This is a genomic window from Flavobacterium sp. CF136, assembly GCF_000282055.1.
Lineage (GTDB): Bacteria > Bacteroidota > Bacteroidia > Flavobacteriales > Flavobacteriaceae > Flavobacterium.
The window spans coordinates 1-19,586 of the sequence record NZ_AKJZ01000044.1; the positions used below are offsets into that span (position 1 = coordinate 1).

Annotated in this window: 16 protein-coding genes; 3 read left to right on the top strand and 13 right to left on the bottom strand. The window is 34.0% G+C overall.

All coding sequences use genetic code 11. From position 1 onward, the window contains the following. Positions 1–83 precede the first annotated feature (83 nt). Both PMI10_RS13915 and PMI10_RS13920 read left to right on the top strand, forming a co-directional pair. Positions 84–2,000, top strand: coding sequence for a discoidin domain-containing protein (locus PMI10_RS13915; RefSeq protein ID WP_007808986.1), 1,917 nt, complete (start codon positions 84–86; stop codon positions 1,998–2,000). Between the two features lie 66 nt (positions 2,001–2,066). Continuing rightward, positions 2,067–3,458, top strand: a complete 1,392-nt coding sequence (locus PMI10_RS13920; protein ID WP_007808987.1) for a M20/M25/M40 family metallo-hydrolase — start codon at positions 2,067–2,069, stop codon at positions 3,456–3,458. Positions 3,459–3,529: 71 nt separating this feature from the next. On the opposite strand, the gene PMI10_RS13925 is transcribed toward PMI10_RS13920, so the two are convergent. From PMI10_RS13925 to PMI10_RS13950, 6 genes are all read right to left on the bottom strand, one after another. Further along, on the bottom strand, positions 3,530–3,832 hold the full coding sequence (locus PMI10_RS13925; RefSeq protein ID WP_007808988.1) for a hypothetical protein: 303 nt from the start codon (positions 3,830–3,832) through the stop codon (positions 3,530–3,532). Positions 3,833–3,836: 4 nt separating this feature from the next. Next, positions 3,837–4,289: a hypothetical protein gene (locus PMI10_RS13930; RefSeq protein ID WP_007808989.1), complete on the bottom strand. Its 453-nt coding sequence runs from the start codon at positions 4,287–4,289 to the stop codon at positions 3,837–3,839. A 249-nt stretch (positions 4,290–4,538) separates the two neighbouring features. Next, positions 4,539–5,216, bottom strand: coding sequence for a YiiX family permuted papain-like enzyme (locus PMI10_RS13935; protein ID WP_007808990.1), 678 nt, complete (start codon positions 5,214–5,216; stop codon positions 4,539–4,541). Between the two features lie 189 nt (positions 5,217–5,405). After that, entirely contained in the window at positions 5,406–5,900 is a 495-nt protein-coding gene (locus PMI10_RS13940; protein WP_007808991.1) for a TlpA family protein disulfide reductase, read from the bottom strand. 152 nt (positions 5,901–6,052) lie between these two features. Beyond that, positions 6,053–6,850 carry a polysaccharide deacetylase family protein gene (locus tag PMI10_RS13945; RefSeq protein ID WP_007808993.1) on the bottom strand — a complete coding sequence of 266 codons (798 nt, stop codon included), beginning with the start codon at positions 6,848–6,850 and terminating at the stop codon, positions 6,053–6,055. Between the two features lie 273 nt (positions 6,851–7,123). Continuing rightward, entirely contained in the window at positions 7,124–9,754 is a 2,631-nt protein-coding gene (locus PMI10_RS13950; RefSeq protein ID WP_007808995.1) for a beta-glucosidase, read from the bottom strand. 179 nt (positions 9,755–9,933) lie between these two features. Between PMI10_RS13950 and PMI10_RS13955 the strand changes: the two genes are divergently transcribed. Beyond that, positions 9,934–10,971, top strand: coding sequence for a LacI family DNA-binding transcriptional regulator (locus PMI10_RS13955; protein WP_007808997.1), 1,038 nt, complete (start codon positions 9,934–9,936; stop codon positions 10,969–10,971). 229 nt (positions 10,972–11,200) lie between these two features. On the opposite strand, the gene PMI10_RS13960 is transcribed toward PMI10_RS13955, so the two are convergent. The 7 genes from PMI10_RS13960 to PMI10_RS22350 all read right to left on the bottom strand — a co-directional run. Continuing rightward, the gene (locus PMI10_RS13960) at positions 11,201–12,208 is read right to left on the bottom strand and encodes an FAD:protein FMN transferase (RefSeq protein ID WP_007809000.1); all 1,008 of its coding nucleotides are present in this window, start codon (positions 12,206–12,208) and stop codon (positions 11,201–11,203) included. A 13-nt stretch (positions 12,209–12,221) separates the two neighbouring features. Further along, complete coding sequence (locus PMI10_RS13965; protein WP_007809002.1) at positions 12,222–14,405, bottom strand: PepSY domain-containing protein; 2,184 nt, start codon at positions 14,403–14,405, stop codon at positions 12,222–12,224. Between the two features lie 27 nt (positions 14,406–14,432). Next, the gene (locus tag PMI10_RS13970) at positions 14,433–14,915 is read right to left on the bottom strand and encodes a DUF2271 domain-containing protein (RefSeq protein ID WP_035631900.1); all 483 of its coding nucleotides are present in this window, start codon (positions 14,913–14,915) and stop codon (positions 14,433–14,435) included. 43 nt (positions 14,916–14,958) lie between these two features. Beyond that, positions 14,959–16,470, bottom strand: coding sequence for an ankyrin repeat domain-containing protein (locus tag PMI10_RS13975; RefSeq protein WP_007809006.1), 1,512 nt, complete (start codon positions 16,468–16,470; stop codon positions 14,959–14,961). Between the two features lie 454 nt (positions 16,471–16,924). After that, positions 16,925–17,401, bottom strand: a complete 477-nt coding sequence (locus tag PMI10_RS13980; RefSeq protein WP_007809009.1) for a hypothetical protein — start codon at positions 17,399–17,401, stop codon at positions 16,925–16,927. A 405-nt stretch (positions 17,402–17,806) separates the two neighbouring features. Next, positions 17,807–18,511 (bottom strand): hypothetical protein, encoded by a 705-nt coding sequence (locus PMI10_RS13985; protein ID WP_007809011.1) that lies wholly within the window; start codon positions 18,509–18,511, stop codon positions 17,807–17,809. A gap of 215 nt (positions 18,512–18,726) precedes the next feature. Further along, positions 18,727–19,586 (bottom strand): RHS repeat-associated core domain-containing protein (locus tag PMI10_RS22350; protein ID WP_035631902.1); only part of this gene is annotated, 860 nt, incomplete at its 5' end.

Below are 19,586 nucleotides of genomic sequence, written 5' to 3' on the forward strand. Positions count from 1 at the left end.
TACAGAAATGACAAGATTGCGGAGATTACTATTGAAAAATAAATTTTAAAGTGAAACAGCGTCTTATGATAATATTTAAAAAAATGAAAAAAACATATTCAATTCTGCTTTTACTGTTACTGATTGGTTTTAATTTTAAGGTATCAGCACAGAATAAACACGGAAAAACAGAATGGTTTGACCCCAATAAACCAGCATCAACATATTGTAATCCAATTAATATTGGGTATAATTACACGACTTATAATCACAATGGAATCCCTGAATCCAGACGTTCAAGTGCAGATCCGGTAATTATTACTTATAAAGGAGAATATTATTTATTTGCTACCAATCAGGCGGGTTATTTTTGGAGTAAGGATATGTCTGACTGGAAATTCGTTTACGGCAGTTTTCAAAGAAAACCGGCAGATGATGATCAATGTGCACCAGCTGCCTGGGTTGTAAATGACACTTTATTTTATGTAGGTTCAACCTGGAAAAAAGATCATCCGGTTTGGAAAACTGCAGATCCAAAATCCGGCCGTTGGTTAAGACACGTTGATACAGCCATGCTCCCAACCTGGGATCCTGCCATTTTTCAGGATGACGATAAAAAGGTTTATATGTATTACGGTTCAAGTGGAAAGTTACCGCTTGTTGGTGTTGAGGTAGATTATAAAACCTGGCTTCCAAAAGGAAATCAGGCAGATTATGCAAAGCTTTACGCTGCAACGGAAGTCGAAGATATTCAGAAACCTTATGGTCAGGCAAAAGCAGTTGTTGGTTTAGATCCTGTTTTGCACGGCTGGGAACGTTTTGGACCTAACAATGATATGGAACCTGCGCCTTGGGGAAATTTTATTGAAGGTGCATGGATGACCAAACACAACGGAAAATATTATATGCAATACGGCGCGCCGGCTACAGAATTTAAAGGATATGCCAATGGTGTTCATGTCGGAGATAATCCGCTGGGGCCTTTCACATATCAAAAACACAATCCAATGTCGTATAAACCGGGAGGATTTGTAATTGGTGCCGGACACGGAAATACTTTCGCAGATAATTATGGTAATTACTGGAATACAGGAACCTGTAAAATCTCTATAAAAGACCGTTTTGAACGCCGTATTGATATGTTCCCGGCAGGATTTGATAAGGATGATGTTATGTATTCTATTACTTCTTACGGTGATTTCCCAATTGTACTTCCAACAAGTCAACGCGATCAGACAAAAGAGGCTTCTTCGGGCTGGATGTTGCTTTCGTATAAAAAACCGGTAACAGTTTCTTCTTCTGAGGAATGTAAGAATGTTGAAACACACAGAATGGATAACGGAAGCAAAAAAGTCTACGAAAAAATCTGTTATGACGCTTCGAATTTAACGGATGAAAATATTCAGACCTATTGGTCAGCAACAACAGATAAACCAGGCGAATGGCTACAGCTTGATTTAGGCAGAAAGATGGAAATTAAGGCGCTGCAAATCAATTATGCCGATCATAAAGCAACGCAATACAATAAAGCAATGGATATTTATTACCAATATAAAATCTTCATGTCTGATGATGCTGTAAATTGGAAACTGGTAATTGATAAATCCCAAAATGATAAAGATGTTCCCCACGATTATGTAGAATTAACAAAACCAATTGAGACTCGTTACATTAAGATGGTAAATATTCACAATGCATCCGGATTATTTGCAGTTTCAGATTTCAGGGTTTTTGGAAACGGATTAGCAGAAAAACCAAAATTTGTTTCTGATTTTAAAGTTAATAGAAATAAATCTGATTCGCGTAACGCCATTATTTCGTGGAAAAAACAAACTGATGCCATAGGCTATAACATTTATTACGGAATTGCTCCGGATAAATTATATAACAGTATTATAGTTTATGGAGATAACTCGTATGATTTTAGGGGTTTGGACAAAGGCACAAAATATTATTTTACGATTGAAGCTTTTAATGAAAATGGTATTGGAGAAAAAACAGAAATCAAAAGGGTTGATTAATTAATTTTTAAAAAATTACTATCTTGCAGTTTCATTTTTAGGAAAACCTCAAATACTTTATTTTCTATGAAAAAAACAATTCTTTTAACTGCTTTAATTTTAAGCGGATTGACATCTTTTGCACAATCAAATGATGAAAAAAACATTAAACTGTTTTATAAAAAAGCATTAACTGATTCTAAATGTTATACATGGTTAGAATATCTGTCTAATGATATCGGAAGCCGTTTATCAGGGTCTGACAATGCAGCAAAAGCTGTTCAATATTGTAAGGCACAATTAGAAAACCTGGGACTTGATAAAGTTTATTTACAAGAAGTTACGGTGCCTCACTGGGTTCGCGGTGAAAAAGAAACGGCGTATATTTTAGATAATAAAACAAAAACCGTCGTTCCAATTTGTGCTTTAGGAGGGTCTGTGGCAACTCCAAAAACTGGAGTTACGGCTGAAGTAGTAGAAGTAAAAAGTATTAAAGAACTGAATGATTTAGGTGAAAAAGTAAAAGGTAAAATTGTGTTTTACAACAGACCAATGGATCCTGAAAATATTGAAACCTTTATATCTTACGGAGGGGCTGGAGATCAAAGACGTGTGGGAGCTCAAGAAGCTGCGAAATTTGGAGCAGTAGGAACAATTGTTCGTTCTTTAAATTTACGTTTAGATGATTTTCCACATACAGGAGCACAAAGTTATGGTGATTTGCCAAAAGAAAAATACATTCCAACTGCAGCTATAAGTACGAATGGTGCTGAATTATTGAGTGAATCTTTAAAGAACAATCCAACTTTGAAATTCTATTTTAAACAATCCTGCGAGACATTACCTGATGTATTGTCCTATAATGTAATTGGAGAACTTACAGGTAAGGAGCATCCTGAAAATATTATGGTTGTAGGAGGTCACCTTGATTCCTGGGACTTAGCAGATGGTTCTCACGATGACGGGGCAGGAGTTGTACAAAGCATGGAGGTAGTTCATATTCTTAAAAATTTAAACTACAAACCTAAAAATACAATTCGTGTTGTATTGTTTATGAATGAAGAGAATGGTGGAAAAGGGGGAGCTAAATATGAAGAAGTTTCAAAACAAAAGAATGAGAATCATATTTTTGCTTTAGAAAGTGATTCAGGCGGATTTACACCAAGAGGATTTTCTATTGAGGCTGATGATGCAAACTTCAAAAAAATACAAGGATTTAAAGATCTTTTTGAACCTTATTTAATTCATAGTTTTACATTAGGGCATAGCGGTTCAGATATTGAGCACCTGACTTCTAAAACAATAGTGAAAGCAGGTTTAAAACCGGATTCACAACGTTATTTTGATTATCACCATGCAGCAAATGATAAATTTGATGCAGTAAACAAAAGAGAACTTGAACTTGGAGCTGCTACAATGACAACTTTGTTATATTTAGTTGACCAAACAGGAATTATTCTTCCATCAGCATCTAATTAAATTTTAAATAAAAAGACCTAAAAAGCTATGAGTTTGTACTTATAGCTTTTTTTATGATTAATTTTTTATAATCAGAGTTTCATAATACTATAATACAAAAGTGCTATTGGGATATTAGATAACAATATCAGTATTTTAATGCCTGTATCTTTTCGTTGTTCGTGCCGTCTTATAAAATTATCCATCAAATGGAAAAACATTACAGTGTTTAGAAATAGTACTGAAACAACAAACGGAGAAGCAATAACCAAAATGTTTGAGTTTTCGTTTGAAATCATATAAAATGTAAATAAAACGGTACTAATGATGAACGATCCGACTGCTAATTCAATAGATCGGATTTCTTCAAAAAGTTTTCTGTCGATAGTATTCATGTGTTTAAATTTTAAAAGTTTTTTGAATAGTCTGAACAGGCATAAAAAGCATATTTGAAAAATTCAGATAATAAAAAGAATGTGCACAATATCCTCTTTTGTATTGCTGAATAAAGTAGCGGATATGTTTAGGATAGAACAGTGTACCGGATAATAGGACTAAAAACAAGTACACACTTTTTTTTCCATTTCCTAAAAGATAATACTGCATTCCAATTTCTTCACGAACAGAAACGCCTGTATCAGTTAAAACATGAATGATGTCATGATCCTCCAGTTTTGGCTGTATATCAAAATGATTTTTATAAAGAAAGTTTCCTAAACCAAGCCCTAAACTGCCTTCCGGATAATCCAGAAGTGCTGCTTTGTCAATTTCCCAGGGCTTATTTCTTTTAAAATATTTTTGGTAAGGCTTTTTGGTATACTCGTATACTTTCTCAATAATATGGTCTTTCATTGTTTATTTATTTTTTAAAAGTTCTTTGAATTACAAAGTTAATTGGTAAATAAAAAAGTTAATTTAGAATTAACTTTTTTTAATTGTTAGAGGTATAACTAAATAGGTGTTAGACTGATCCCATTCGACTTCGCTCAGGATAAACTTAGTCGAAGTCCTTTCAAAGTAAAAAGCCTTCGACTCCGCTCAGGATGACAATGGATTGTGCTTCTTTTTCATCAAATAAAAAGTTAATCTTTAATTAGTTAGTTAATAGTTATCAATTACTGTTATTACTAGTTTAGAATCCGCCAGGTTAGAAGGGGAGACGACTTTTTCGTCAAGCGGAATATCACTTCCATATCTTTCTTTCAATATTTTTTGAACTCTTTCATCCGTTAAATTAAAATCTTTCAATTTCTGAAGATTACATAATTCTATACCGGCACCATTTTTATATATTTTCCAGATTAATTCCGAACAATAGATTCTGTTATCTGTCCATTCAAAGTAGGCATCATATTCTTTACCTATGAATTGAGTACCGTAAGCCTTCATTTTTTTAAGTGTTTCTGCGTTCAGAACAGCTGCAGCATTTTTTAATCTTTTCACGACATATTTATTATCTCTTCCATGTTTTATCCAATCTTCTAAAGGTGTAATTTTTACAGGCTGAACAGCTTCGAGTACGAATTGCTTTCCATCAGTAAAGAAAATTATCCCGCAATGAGAAAATTTTGATTTAGTCGCAATTCTTACGGCTTCACACTGACTTGATTCAGAGGTCTGAAAAATGATATCGCCATCCTGAATCTTACCTGACACACTGTTTTCCGGTTTTGTTTTCGAAAACGAATTTATCGGAAAAACCAGCATGGTGACATACAAAGCGCAAGTAAAACTTATTAAGAAAGTAACCCCGAGAAATATATATTTTGTCTTTTTCATTTTAAATGTTTAGCGATAAAAATAAAGTACTTTGAAGTACAAAGTAAATAATAAAAAAAATAGCTGCCAAATAAAATGACAGCTATTTTAGAAATATAAGTAAAAGTGGTTTTAGATTTTAAAATTTCCTCCACAATAATAATTGTTGAAAGAAGAAAAAGTCTTGCAAAGCTTTACAATTACTAAAGATTAATTACTTGGCATCAATTCTTTTAGTAATTGGTTTAGTTGATTGCCATGGATATTTTTCGCCAGGATAATTCCGTTTTTGTCAAGCAGAAAATTATAAGGTAAAGCTTGTATCATATAATCTGTAGCAGCCTGGGAGCTCCAATATTTTAAATCGCTTACTTGTGCCCATGGAAGTTTTAACTTTGCTATCATTCCTGTCCACGCCGGTTTTTTTGTATCCAGCGATACTCCGTAAATCGAAAATTTTTCAGGATAACTGTTGTATAATTTTAATAGTTCCGGCTGTTCTTTAATACAAGGACCACACCACGTAGCCCAAAAGTCAACCAATACTACTGAACCTCTTAAAGATGAAAGTGCAATATTATTTCCTTTGGTATCCGGAAGGTCAATTTCGGGAGCAATATCTCCAATTTCAAGTCCAACAACCTGTGCCTGAACATTATTGGCAAAAAAAGACAGAAATAAAGCGACAAAAAATAATTTCTTCATATTCAATAATCAATTTAAAGGATAACTGCTTTTATATTTTGGACAAATATAAATAACAGGATTTAACTTTTTTAATAAAATTAAGTGTTTTGAAAAAAAATTGTGCAAAAATATTTAGTCACACATTTCGGTTTTATTCAGAAGCCTATTAATTATTTTTGATTTTCTTTAATATATTTTGCCACATCAACCATTGTCGCTACCCAAATATCCTTTTTTCTTTTCTTTAAGTATTCCAATAATTTTCGGTGTTCTTCCAAATCAATATTTAAAGCGTGTTCACCACCCACACCGTGAAATAGAAAAACAATAAAAGAACCCTTTTTTTCAGCTTCGTCAATCTGGGCTATCATTTGCTCAGCTGAACTTCCAACCTCAACAAATGAGTTTACATTGGAAAGATCTACCTCTTTTGCTTTTAGAAATCCTGATGATACACCTCTGGCGGCAATAAAATCATTTTTTAAAAAATTATAATAAAGCGTGTCTTTAATAGTCAAATCTCCGCAAGGGTAGGCAAACGTACGTTCGTTTTTACCATCGATAGCTTTTAATAAAGTATTTGTAATTTTTACTTCGTTGACAGCTCTGGCTACAGTATACTTAGACAAATCATTTTCCGGAGTCACAAAATCCCTTCCGGGTAAATTTCCATCGCACGGATGCATTAGGGTGTGATTTCCTAATTCATGTCCTTTTTTTGCTGCGGCGCGCCATTCATCAATTCTTTCTGAAACCACGGGAGAAGACCCTATAAGATAAAATGTTCCTTTTAGCTGATATGAATTCAGCATCGGAATTACTTTATCAAGATGTATGTTTAAAGCATCATCATAAGTTAATACAACGGCACATTTTTTACCGTTCCAGTTTCCTTTTTCAGTTTGGGCAAAACATGAAAAAGTGAATAAACAAAGTATTCCTGCAGCGATGCTATTTTTTAAAATCATATTTTGTGGTTTTAGATTGATAATGAGATATTTAGGCAAACTGAATTCGTTTGTTAAAAAAAAATTTTGTATTGCCTCCTGCTTTAGCTGGAGGATTATAATTTAGATGTAACAATAGGCTTTAGCCAAATTAGACTGTTGATTTTTGGCTAAAGCCTATTGAACTTCAATTTAATTTACCTCCAGCTAAAGCAGGAGGCAATTCAAAAAAAAATTACACGGCTGGTTACATGTTTTTTTACCTTTTTTTGTAATTAAACTTGTCATTAATGATTATTGTATTTCAATTATTTTCGTGACTAAATTACCACTTGTTTTATTAGGCTCATCAGGCTGGTTACCTCCAATAGCAATTTTTATTTTACCATTGTATTGTTGGTGGTTTCCTTCGGCAGTAATATACGAAAGATCTTCAGGCGAAAGTGTAAATGTTATTGTTTTGCTTTTTCCTGCTTTAAGACTGATTCGCTCAAATCCTTTTAAGGTTTTTAAAGGTGCTTTTATCGCTGTATTCTGATTAATGACATACAACTGTACAACTTCCTCACCGGAAACTTTGCCGGTATTGGTTACTTTTACAGTTATCGGAACATTTTTTCCTTTAATTACAGATGGTGCTATTTTTAAATTGTCATATTTAAATGTAGTATACGAAAGCCCGTATCCAAAACCATACAGCGGTTTTCCTTTAAAATAGCGATACGTTCTGTTATCCATTTTATAATCAACAAAAGGAGATAAATCAGCATCGCTTTTATAAAAGGTAACAGGCAATCTTCCGGCAGGGTTATAGTTTCCAAAAAGAACATCTGCGACAGCAGTTCCGGCAGCCTGACCGCCATACCAGGCATTTGCTATTGCCGGAATATTTTCTGCCTCCCAGGGAATGGCTATAGCGCTGCCTGTCATCATTACGAAAACGATTGGTTTTCCAGTCGTTTTTAAAGCTTTCATAAGGTCAGTTTGTATTTTGGGAAGTAAAATAGAAGTACGGTCACCACCTTTAAAGCCGGGAAAGTTAACTTTCATTTCCTCACCTTCCAGTTGAGGGGATATTCCGCCAACGAAAACAAAAGCATCAGCGTCTTTCACACGATTAACCAGTGTATTAAAATCAGTTTTTTCATAATTTCCTGTATGCAAGGCGACGTTGGCTTTTCCTTCCCCCTGCCAATATTCAACTACTAAATTATAAACAGTATTTCTTTTTGTTTTTAGTTCAAATGTCTGACTTCCCCAACGATTTTTATTCCAGGCATTCAAAACTTCTTTTCCATCAACTAAAAAACGATATCCATCATCGGCAGTAAGTTCAAATGTGAGAGAACCATCCTGTAAAGCTGTAAAATTTGTAGTATAGCGTGCTGAAAAGTTATTGGCTTTAATGTTTTTTGTAACGATTTCGCCTTCCTGCCATAAATTATTGATTTCAGATTCAATTCGGGTAGTTTCAGGTGCTCCTGAAAGTTCTTTGTTATTATAATATTCTGCTTTGAAACCTTGTTTGCCTTCAAAAGAGTATTGCTTTTTGACATCAGAATAGACCAATAATGTATCATTTGTAAAGTTTACGGCTTTCTCATAAACAACTTCTGTATTTGAACCAACTTTTTCTTTAATGCCTTCTAATACTGTAGTTAGTTTAGAAGGAGTACCATTGTAATTTCCTAAAATAGCGATAGCATTATCAACGTTAGGACCTAATACCACAATCTTTTTTAGTTTTTTACTTAAGGGTAAAGTTTTATTTTCATTTCGAAGTAAAACTATTGATTGCCTTGCCATTTTTAGGGCATGTGCCTTATGCTCATCATTTTCTAAAACAGAAGTAGGAGTCTGAGCATATTTTACCATTTCTACAGGATCAAACATTCCTAATCTGAACCGGATCATAAAAAGACGTTTTACAGAAATATCAATTTGTTTCTCGCTAATTTTTCCATCTTTAACGGCTTGTACCAAAGCTTTGTAAGCATCGGTTCCACAATCAATATCGGTTCCGTGAAAGACAGCATCTGCAGATGCTGACTCTGCATCCGGATGTGTTTTATGGTTTTTGAAGAAATCATCAATAGCCCAACAATCGGAGGTAACGTAACCTTCAAATTTCCATTGATTTCTCAAAATATCGGTCATCAGGATATCACTTGCACAACAAGGCTGGGTTCTGAAAGCATTATAAGCACACATTACGCCTGCAACTTTCGATTCGGTAACTAATTTTTGAAAAGCGGGAAGATACGTGTCCCAAAGTTCGTAAGGAGTCACATCGACATCAAATGTATGTCGCAGAGGTTCAGGTCCGCTATGAACGGCATAATGTTTGGCACAGGCTGCAGCTTTAAGATATTTAGGATCATCTCCTTGCAGGCCTTTTACGAATGAATCCCCTAAAACTCCGGTTAAATAAGGGTCTTCGCCATAGGTTTCCTGTCCGCGTCCCCAGCGTGGATCACGAAAAATATTGATATTGGGTGTCCAATAGGTCAGGCCGAGATAGCGTTCGTTTGTACGTCCTGATTCTACGGCTTTGTTATAAATGGCTCTTCCTTCAAGAGCCGAAAAATCGGCCATCTTGTAAAGTGAATTTTTATCGAATGTGGCAGCCATTGCTATAGCCTGAGGATATACAGTTACTTTAAAAGGCGTTCTTGCTACTCCGTGCAATGTTTCATTCCACCAGTCATAGGCAGGAATATCAAGCCTTGGAATAGCAGGGGATGAATTAAGCATTTGTGATACTTTTTCTTCCAGTGTCAGTCGGTTTACAAGATCATCAACTCTTTTTTCGAAACTTAAATCAGGGTTCTGAAAAAGAAATTCCTTCTGTTTTTTCTGTGCAGTCGACTGTATTGCTAAAAGGACAAATAGAACAATCTGAAAAATTAAACGTATTGGTTTCATGTATTCGGGTTTTATTTTATAAATGAAGTTAGAACTTTTAAATTTAAAAATAAAAAACAACCGATTGTGCAAAATAAATAACTTTTTTAGTCTGTCCTATTTTTTGAAAATCAGCGCTAATTTTTTTGAAGATTATCTTGTTGGAAAAATAGTTATATTTACTTCTTATTATTTATTTCATGGAAGAGAATAAACATGTAACGATATATGATATTGCCGAAAGATTAAATCTGGCGACTTCAACAATTTCGAGAGCTTTAAAAGATCATCACACTATTAGTGATAAAACGATTAAAAAGGTAAAAAAGACTGCGGAGGAAATGGGTTTTGTACCTAATACTTTAGCAGCAGGCCTGAGAGGGAACAAAACCAAAACTATTGGTGTTTTGATTCCAACAGTTACGCAGCCCTTTTTATCATCTTTAATTAGCGGTATTGAAATTACGGCTCAAAAATCGGGTTATACCGTAATTATTATGCAATCGCATGATTCTTATGATGAAGAAGTTAATATGGCCAAATCATTATATAGTAATCGTGTAAGCGGTGTAATTTGTTCGCTGGCTATGGAAACCAGGGACACCTCACACTTCCTGCAATTTTATAATAACAATATTCCTCTTGTTTTCGTCGACAGGGTTCCTAAGGATTTCAATACATTCAGAGTAATCATTGATAATTATTCGGCAGGTTATAAAGCTACAAAGCACCTTATAGAACAGGGATGTAAACGCATCGCCCACTTAACTGCGGGATCTGAATTTGGTAATTTATATAATGAAAGAAAAAGAGGTTATATTGAGGCCCTGAGAGATCATGATTTGCCTTTGGATGAAGAACTGATAGTAAATTTAAAATCGGTTACTTATGAAGACGGAGTAAAGGCAAGTAATAAACTGTTTGATCTGGAGCCGATTCCGGATGGCATTTTTGCTTCCGGAGATATTATTGCTGTCAGTGCTGTTCAAACGGCTAAAAAAAGAGGAATAAAAGTGCCGGATGATGTTGCAATTATTGGCTTTAATAATGACCCTATTTCTCAAATCATTGATCCTAATTTATCCACTATAACGCATCCTGCAGAAAAAATGGGCAAGGCAGCTTCCGAAATTATTATTAAAAACTTAAAATCTCCTAAAAGAGATGAGGTAAAAGAGATTACTTTCTTAAATACTGAGGTTTTGGTACGCGAATCTTCGGATAGGAATAAATTATAAGTCTATTAAAATTTAACTTGTTGGTGGGGTAAATCTAACAGATAGGAACATAGATTTTATGTGTTGAAAAAAAGAGTACAAAAAGAAATATATTTCTTTCACATAGATAGCTTTGTGTATTTTAAATAAGTGAAATGCCTATTTTTAGTTTACAAATCTATGTTTCCAGCCTGCACTGAGCAGAGTCGAAGTGTGTAAAAATAATGACAAACAATTGGTTATAGTTAATCTATTTTAATTTAGGATTAAATTGACTGATTTTAAAGTTTTTGGATTTTATTATTTTGCCACTATCTGTAATCATTATACAGCTGTAATCAGGATATTTGTTAATTAAATCTATTCCGGCTTTTCTTCCCATGACCATTAAAGAAGTACTGAAGCCATTTGCAATTTCGGCTTTTGGACCAAAAACGGTTACGCTGCAAAGCCCTGTTGCAGGGTATCCCGTTGCCGGATTGATAATGTGTGAAAAACGTTTACCATTTAAAACAACAAATTTCTCATAGCTGCCGGATGTTGTTACGGCACCTTCATTTAATGGAACTACTGCAAAAACGTCATCGGGATGAAAAGGGTTTGTAATACCAATATTCCAGTCCTTACCGTTAGATTGTTTCCCCCAGGTTGTCATATCACCTGATGCGTTTACTATTCCTGATTTTATTCCTTTTGCAAGCATAATATCCCTGCATCTGTCAGTTGCATACCCTTCTCCCAAAGCTCCAAAGCCAATTTTCATTCCTTTCAGTTTTAAAAAAATGGTGGATTGCACGCTATCCAGAATAATATTTTTATAACCCACTTTTTCGACCGATTTTTTTATGGCTTCCGCCGAAGGCATCTCGGTCATGGAGCCATCAAACTTCCAGATTTTATCCATTGCGGCAAAACTGATATCAAAAGCACCATTGGTAAGTTTAGATAATTTAATTGCTCTTTGCGTTAATTCAAAAACTTCCCGATCAACCTTGACGGGAGAAATACCGGCATTATGATTGACTTCTGATACCTGAGAAGCAGGTTTCCAGTCTGAGATGAGGTTCTCGATTCTTGTAATTTCTGTAATTATAGTCTCTATGGATTGTACCGCAGTAAGAGAATCTTTTGCTATCACTGTGATATCAAATCTTCCTCCCATAAGCAACGTTGTTCTTTTTCGAAGTACCTGCGAATAGCCCGAAATACAAGAGCCAATTAGTAAAAGAAATAAAACTTTATTTAGAAACAGTTTCATTGATATAAATATATTAATAACAATCGATTAGTATTTGTCCGTTTTTCTTATAGTCATGAAGATTTTTAATACTGTTTACGAGACATAATTCGTCAAGAATTGTTTCTACATCTTTTTGCATGGCAAGTGAACCACAGATCATAATAACACCGCCTTGTTGTAATAAATTGACAAAAAATACTGCATCCCGTTTTATCAGATCCATTACATATACATGTTCTGCTTCACGCGAAAGAGCCAAATGAAAACTCGTAAGTTTTTGTTTCTGAATCATTTCATCTGAAAACTTTTTATAACCTGAAACAGTTTCGGTTTCCATTCTAAAGCCGCTGTACAAATGAGTTTCTGTTTTTTTATTGTTTTGTTCAATCATTCCAAGAAAAGGAGCAATTCCGGTTCCATTTGAAATTAAAGCTACTTTTGGAGCTTTGGCAGGAAAATGAAAAGCCTTATTATTAATGATTCGGGCCTTAAAGGTATTTCCAGTTTCAAGGGCATTTAAAAATCCTGAACCTAATCCGTTTGGATGCAGTTTTACAACCAATTGTATGTTTCCGGAATGATTTCCAATAGAGTAGAGGCGTTCGCGGGAATCGTTTGCCGGATAAATAGCCAGTAAATCTCCGGAAGAAAATTTTGCTCTTGCATTGGTTCGTAATGTTAGTATAAAAGTATGTTCGGTGTCAGAAACAGCCGTTTTGTCTAAAACCATCAGTTTTTGCAGCCCTTTCGGAACATGATTGTATAAAGATGGGGTCGCAGCTAAGGGAATTCCGGTTTTTTCACTCCATAATTTCAACCAGTTTACAAACTCAACAGCCGATTTATCATTAACCGTTTGCAATTCCAGAAATCGTTCCGTCCAGTTTTGAGTTTCTAAAATCCGATCGATTTCAATTGCAAATCCGCAAAAATCAGGATATGATTTTGAACCAAAACCGACAACTGAAAACTTGATTTTCTGTTGTTGCGGCTGATTTTGCAAAAGCACTTTAAATTTATTTCCGTTTGAAGGCGGATCTCCCAGACCGTGAGTCGAAGAAAAGACAATAATATGCTCCGCCTTTGGATAAACAGAAAAACTGTTTAATTCTGTTATGAAAGCTTTGTGTCCCTGATCAATTAATTGTTTCAGAATGGCATTGGCAAATCTAAAAGAACTACCATTTTCAGAGCCTACTAAAAGAATTATACTGCTTTCATTGGCATTGAATTTATTTTTAATACGACTGGATCGTCGTTTTAAAGTCATAGCAAATCCTGAATAAATAAAGAAGAGGATATTGATACAAGCTATAGCTAAAATTATTGCCCACACTGCATTGATTCTTCCGGTATGAAGATCCAGGCTCAACGCAGATAACTGAACCGTCATTGGAGAGCGCTTTTCTGAAATAACAGTTCCGGTGACTTGATTTACTTCAACTTCACGGTCTTTTAATTCGATGATATAATATTCTTCCGGATCATCCGTAAAAGGGAATTCGATTTTTTTTACGTCTGATAAAAGTGTGCTTTTAAAGATCGAAGTTTTTTTGGCTTCCGCTGAAAGTTCAGTTTTTACAGGTTTTGTTTTTTCTTCACCCATGAAAAAATGGAATCTTTCCAGTGAAAGATAAGTTCCGGTAAGTGCAATAATCAAAATCGGAATTAAAGCCAATCGTCCCAAAATAACATGGTAGTATTGCGCAAAATATTCCTTGATTACTTTTGAAAAGAAATTACGAATTCCTCTTTGTCTCTTTAAAACAAGTACAAAACCTGAAATCGAAATCAGAAATAATAAAAACGAAATTACACCAACAAAAAATCGTCCCGTTTCATGAAGAAACAAAGAACGATGAAACCCCGTAACCCATTGAATAAATTCGCTTTTTTTTGTAGGCGTACCCAATGTCTTACCGGTTTTTGGATTGATGTATGCGTTAATATCATTTCCATCCTCATCGATTGCCTGCAGCGTGACAAACTGATTGTAATCAATGCTCAATTCTGTAATTTCAGGATACGTTTTTTTTAATACCGGCAATGTTTCACCCAGAGTTATCTGATCGAAATTTGCTGCTTTATATGGCAATGTTTTTTCCTGTGCCGCATCGATCGCAAGAATAATTCCGGTTACCGAGGCCAAAAGCAAAAATATTGAAGAAAACAAGGCCAAAGCCAAATGTGTGTAACGCCAGAAAGAAAGAGTCATTGAGTGTATTCTATAAATGTAATTGTCTTATATTTTATTCAGTCTTACATATCGGATATATCCTTTGCCTTCTGTTTTTTCAGCTATTCCCTGTGTCGTAAGTGGAATTTCCAGATCATTGGTGTAATATTTTTGATCTTCAACAGCGGTTTCAAATCGTAATTTATATCCTTTATTAATTTTAGAATCTTCAATTTCTATAGTAGTAATGCTGCGGTCGCCTCCGGTAACGGAAGCGCCTGTTTTTGCGCTGATATCAGTAGGTTTTTGAGAATAAAATTTATGCCATTCTTTAAGGGATTTGTACCATTTTTTATCATCACCCATTACATAAAGTGTTTTTTCATAATCTCCTTTAGAATTGATAAGTGATACTACTATGTAGGCTCCTTCTCCCATGTAATTTGACATTTGCAGCATACATTTATATTTACTGTTTTGTGCGGTAACCTGAAAAGATAAAAAGCAGATTAGTATTGTAGTCAGGCTTATTTTAAATATTGATTTCATGTGTGTAAATTCTATTTGTTTTGTAATATATACTACTGATTTGTTATTTTAAAAAATCTAATGATACGTTGTTTTTAGAAAAAGACTCATTTTCTTTTGCCAAAGTATACGCACTTTCGTCAAATTCTGTGATGATATCTTTTTTGGCACCAATAGATAACAGGTATTTCAGGATAGTATCATCTTTAGAAATCATCGCAGCTTTGTGTAAAGCAGTTAAACCATCTTTATTCTTAACGTTGATATCGATATTTAAATCAGCAATTTTTTTCAGCAAGGATAAATCATTTTTGATAACGGCTAAATGGTATAATGTATTCCCGTCTTTTTGTGGAGCAGCTAAGTTTAACCCTTTGTCCTGAAGCAATTTTATTTTAGCAGTAAAAGGATCTTGTTTAGCATTAGCACCTTCAGGACTACGACCCATCATTTGTGGACGATAAGATTGTATTAAATAAAAACCCAGATTGTTTCCTTCTTTGTCCAGAACTTTTACATCGGCACCTTTACTCAAAAGAATTTCAACAGCATTTGGTATTCCTGATTTCACAGCAGCTGTTAATGCCGATTCTCCTTTCAGGTTTTGTGCATTTATGTTTTTTACAATTGGCAATAATTGTTCCAGCGCAGCAGCTGTTTCTCTGGAAGATGCTGCAATCATCAAAGGAGTATTTCCGTCATTGTCGGCTTTGTTGACATCTGCACCTTTAGCTATAAAATAATTGATAATTTCGGTTTGGTTGGGTTTGTTTACCAGAAAATGAAGTACGTTTTGTCCTTCTTTGTTAGTTGCCGTCGGTTTTATTTTCAGATCTTCTGTCAGGTATTTATAAGTTTCAAGAGTATTTGTTTCCCTGCGTGAACCTTGTGCAGCAATTAAAAGTGCATTGTCCGTATATTTTACACCTTTTTCTAACAATGTTTTTAGGAGAGCAATATTACCGGTTCTTGCAGCATAGTTAAAAGCTGTATTTCCATCATTATCAACATCTTTAAGAGATAATCCTTTGGTAATAAAGTAATTTGATATCGAAAGATTTTTGTCGTATGGTATTGCCATAAGCAATAGGTTTGCACCGTCTTTGTATTTTTTCTTAGGGTCTGTTCCAGCTTTAAAAAAAGCTTCATAAACCTCCGTATTGCTTTGTCCGCTACTGGCTGCTGCCGTAATTGGAAATGAGCCGTGACTATCTTCTAAATTAACATCAGATCCTTTGGCTATAAGATATTTTACGATTTCTACATTCCCTTTTCCTGCAGCCCAGTGAAGATAAATTCGGTTATCGTGAGTGGGTTTATTTACTTCATTACCGGGTTGTTCCAATAAGAATTTTATCGTTTCTGTCGGGGCATCGTTATTAATAGCCAAAACCACTACATCAAAAGCATTTGCAGTAGAGGCGGATGGGCTGTTGCCTTTTGCTATTTCTGCCTTAACGGTATTGACATCAGGAGTTGTTTTCCAGAAGGATTGCTCTAATAGTGTATTTTTTTGCTGGGCATTTACGATTAAAGAAGCCACTAAGGCAAAAGAAACAAAAAGGTTATTTTTCATAAATTTTTATATAAGGTTTTTGACAAAAAAGGTAAATGCGCTTATTAGATGCTTTTATCCTCAAAAGGTTTAAACTTAGCTGTACTTTTATTTGATTATTTAGAATAAATAAAAATAGCGCAAATATAAAAATAAATAATAGAATACCAATGTTAATTTGCCTTAAAAAAAAGAGGCAAATTTGAAGGTTTTATGAATGGGATGGAATCGATTTAAGTGACAAAGATTGTCTATAAAATGTTAGGGCCGTGCTAACTTTAAGATGCAGTTTACATATTATAAGCAGGTGTATTCATCTTAGCAGGTGATTAAATTATAAAAAGCAAAGATGATGGAATGACAGAAATACCAAGAGCGTATAAATCCTGTAATTTTTGCCTGATATAGCTGACTTTCTATGATGCTACTGTAGCCAGCAAGAAGATATCCTCATAATCTAGGACTATTCTCAGTTTTATCTTAGGGTTTCGGTTTCGATAAAAGAAGGGGTTATTATAGTATTCTGAGCTATTTTATCAAAAGATATTATTCCGTTTATAAGCTGATGTTGTCCATTATTTGTATTGGTTTTCAAATAATCCATGAAAGCTTTTTCGAGTAATTCCAGAAACATAATTTCGTCTCCTTTATAAGTGGAATATTTTAAAATAGTTACCCAAAACAATTCATCTAACTTTTCAAGAAGTTCACTTTCTGAAAATGATTTTGATTGTTTAGTTATAACAGGAATACTTTTTTTGATCCAGTCATTTTTTAGCCCTGTTCCATTCTTTAAAAAATAATGAATAATATTTTCGCTCTGCCTTTTGTCCTGTTTTCTCAATAAAATAAACTTAGAATTATAAAACTTAGAAATTAATAAATTGGATAACTCGTTTTTAGCTTGTTGGGATGTACTTTGAATGAAGGATTCGAGTTCTAAAAGGTCCATGAATTTTTTTTTTTAATTGATTTACTATTCTTTGGTTTCTTTAATCAGATATTAAAACTAAAGACATCATAACTTAAAAAAGAAAAATATGTCACAGGATGGTTTTTTCATGTCATGGGAGTAGCTTTTTTCATAGTGAATTTGATAATTATTGACTTTATTTTTTAATTGTAATGAAATGACTTTGTTTGTTGTAATCGGGTTTGACTTATTGGCGTTGTCTTGTTTGTGGGCATGAGCCAGAGGCATTGCGATAGTCCAATGCTATTTGAGGCTCACGACGGCTGGGCAATTTCAGTTTATACCATAAAAAAACCTCGCAATCTGCGAGGTTTTTTTCTATTCTTTATCGATTTTCTTTGTCTTCACGAGCAAGATGCTCGCGCTAGCTGGGGTTACAAATAACTATTTAAAATCTGTTTCATTTATTTTTTCATTGTAAAATAATTCAATAATTTTTGCTGACTGTGCATCAGCATTTGAACCAAACCTCATTTTTGTAAAATAAGTTAATTTTTTAAATTTGCTATAATCTCCGTATATAACAGTGGAAAATGAATTTGCTTCACCGTCTTTAACCGTTTCAGATTTAGTTAATAAGGAAGTCTTCAAGTCGAAATATAGATATGTAATTTTACCATTTATTAAAGTGGCTTTTATTTTATTACATTTTCTTGATTCAACATCCTCTATCGAAACATATTCTAATTTATAAAGAGACGTATCTAAATAATCAAATTCATTAAAAATATTTTTTTTAAATTCTTTATCTTTAAATTGATCTTGATTAGCAAGAACCTTCTTTCCGTCAGACAATTGATAACCTAATTTTCCATCGTACCAAGATTTATAAACTGTACGATCCTGATATATGATTTCAAAACTTCCCTTATTAGGTATCATCTCTTTTGTAATCCAATTAACAGCTCGCTCATCCATTTGTGTTTCCGAGTTACAATATAGAGTGCTTATACTTTTTAAAAAAGATTTCCCTCCCATAGCATCAATTGCATTTTCAACAATTTTAATAGCTTTGCTATCTTGTTGTGCATTAATAGAATTTGTTAAAACACAAAATGCAATTATGATATATAACTTTAAATTGTTCATTTTTAGTATTTTTTAAATATTGGTTTATTGCCTTTTAACAAAGAAAGATATAATTAATGCTACTATTCCAAATATAACTAAAATTACAATCCTATAGTACCTAGAATTATAATATCTATTAAATGCGTTGTCATTGGGCCTTTTTTTAAAATATACTAAATCATAAATTATAAAAGCTATTCCTAAAACATAATATATATATATCATTGTAATGCCTATTTTTTATCTCTAATTTCATCTCCAAGCTTATCCACTCCGTTGAAAAGGTTATCATTTACGATTTGTTCTGTTGGTCCAAAAACACTAGAACCTCCAATTCTTCTTGAAGCGATTTCAATAACTCCTTTTGTTACTGTTTTTTCAAGAGAAAAGTTTCCTTCGAAAACATCATTTAAAATTTCTGCACCTGTACCAACCGCTGAAATTACTCCTCCAACTTCTGCCATACCTGCTGCTAAGGGTGCTCCAACTCCAGTAGCAGCTACTGGAATCGCAGCCAATGTTAGACCATCACCAAGATTTTGCATTGCCCCAGGTACAATATCACCTACTGTATCCATAACGCCTTTATTTTTAGATATAAAAGTACCGTTATCAGTAGTCACACTCCTATCATCAACATTCATTTTCTCACCATTGTTTACAAGAAAATTTCCATCTGGAGCAAAAGCAATCATCGTACTATAATCTTCCGTATGAGCAGTTCCTTTCTCAAAAACTTGTTTTACATTTCCATACCCTTTTGCTTCTGCTTGCTCCTTAGTTTTAACATCATTATCATACGTTATATGTTGTTGGCCATTGGAACCAATCCAATTTATCCAATCATCCGGAGCCATTCCATCTGGATCGATAAAGTAAATAGGATTATCAAAAGCGTAATTGTAAGGACTGTGTCTACGCATTTTCTCCGCTAGCGGATCCATATTCATCCATCGACCAATCGCAGGGTCGTAATTCCTTGCTCCATAGTCGTAGAAGTTAAGCCCTAACTCGTCTTGCAGTTCTTTCCCGTTGTACTTATACTTGTTTTCTACACCATTTTTAACACCATTGTATCCTGTTTGTTTCAGTC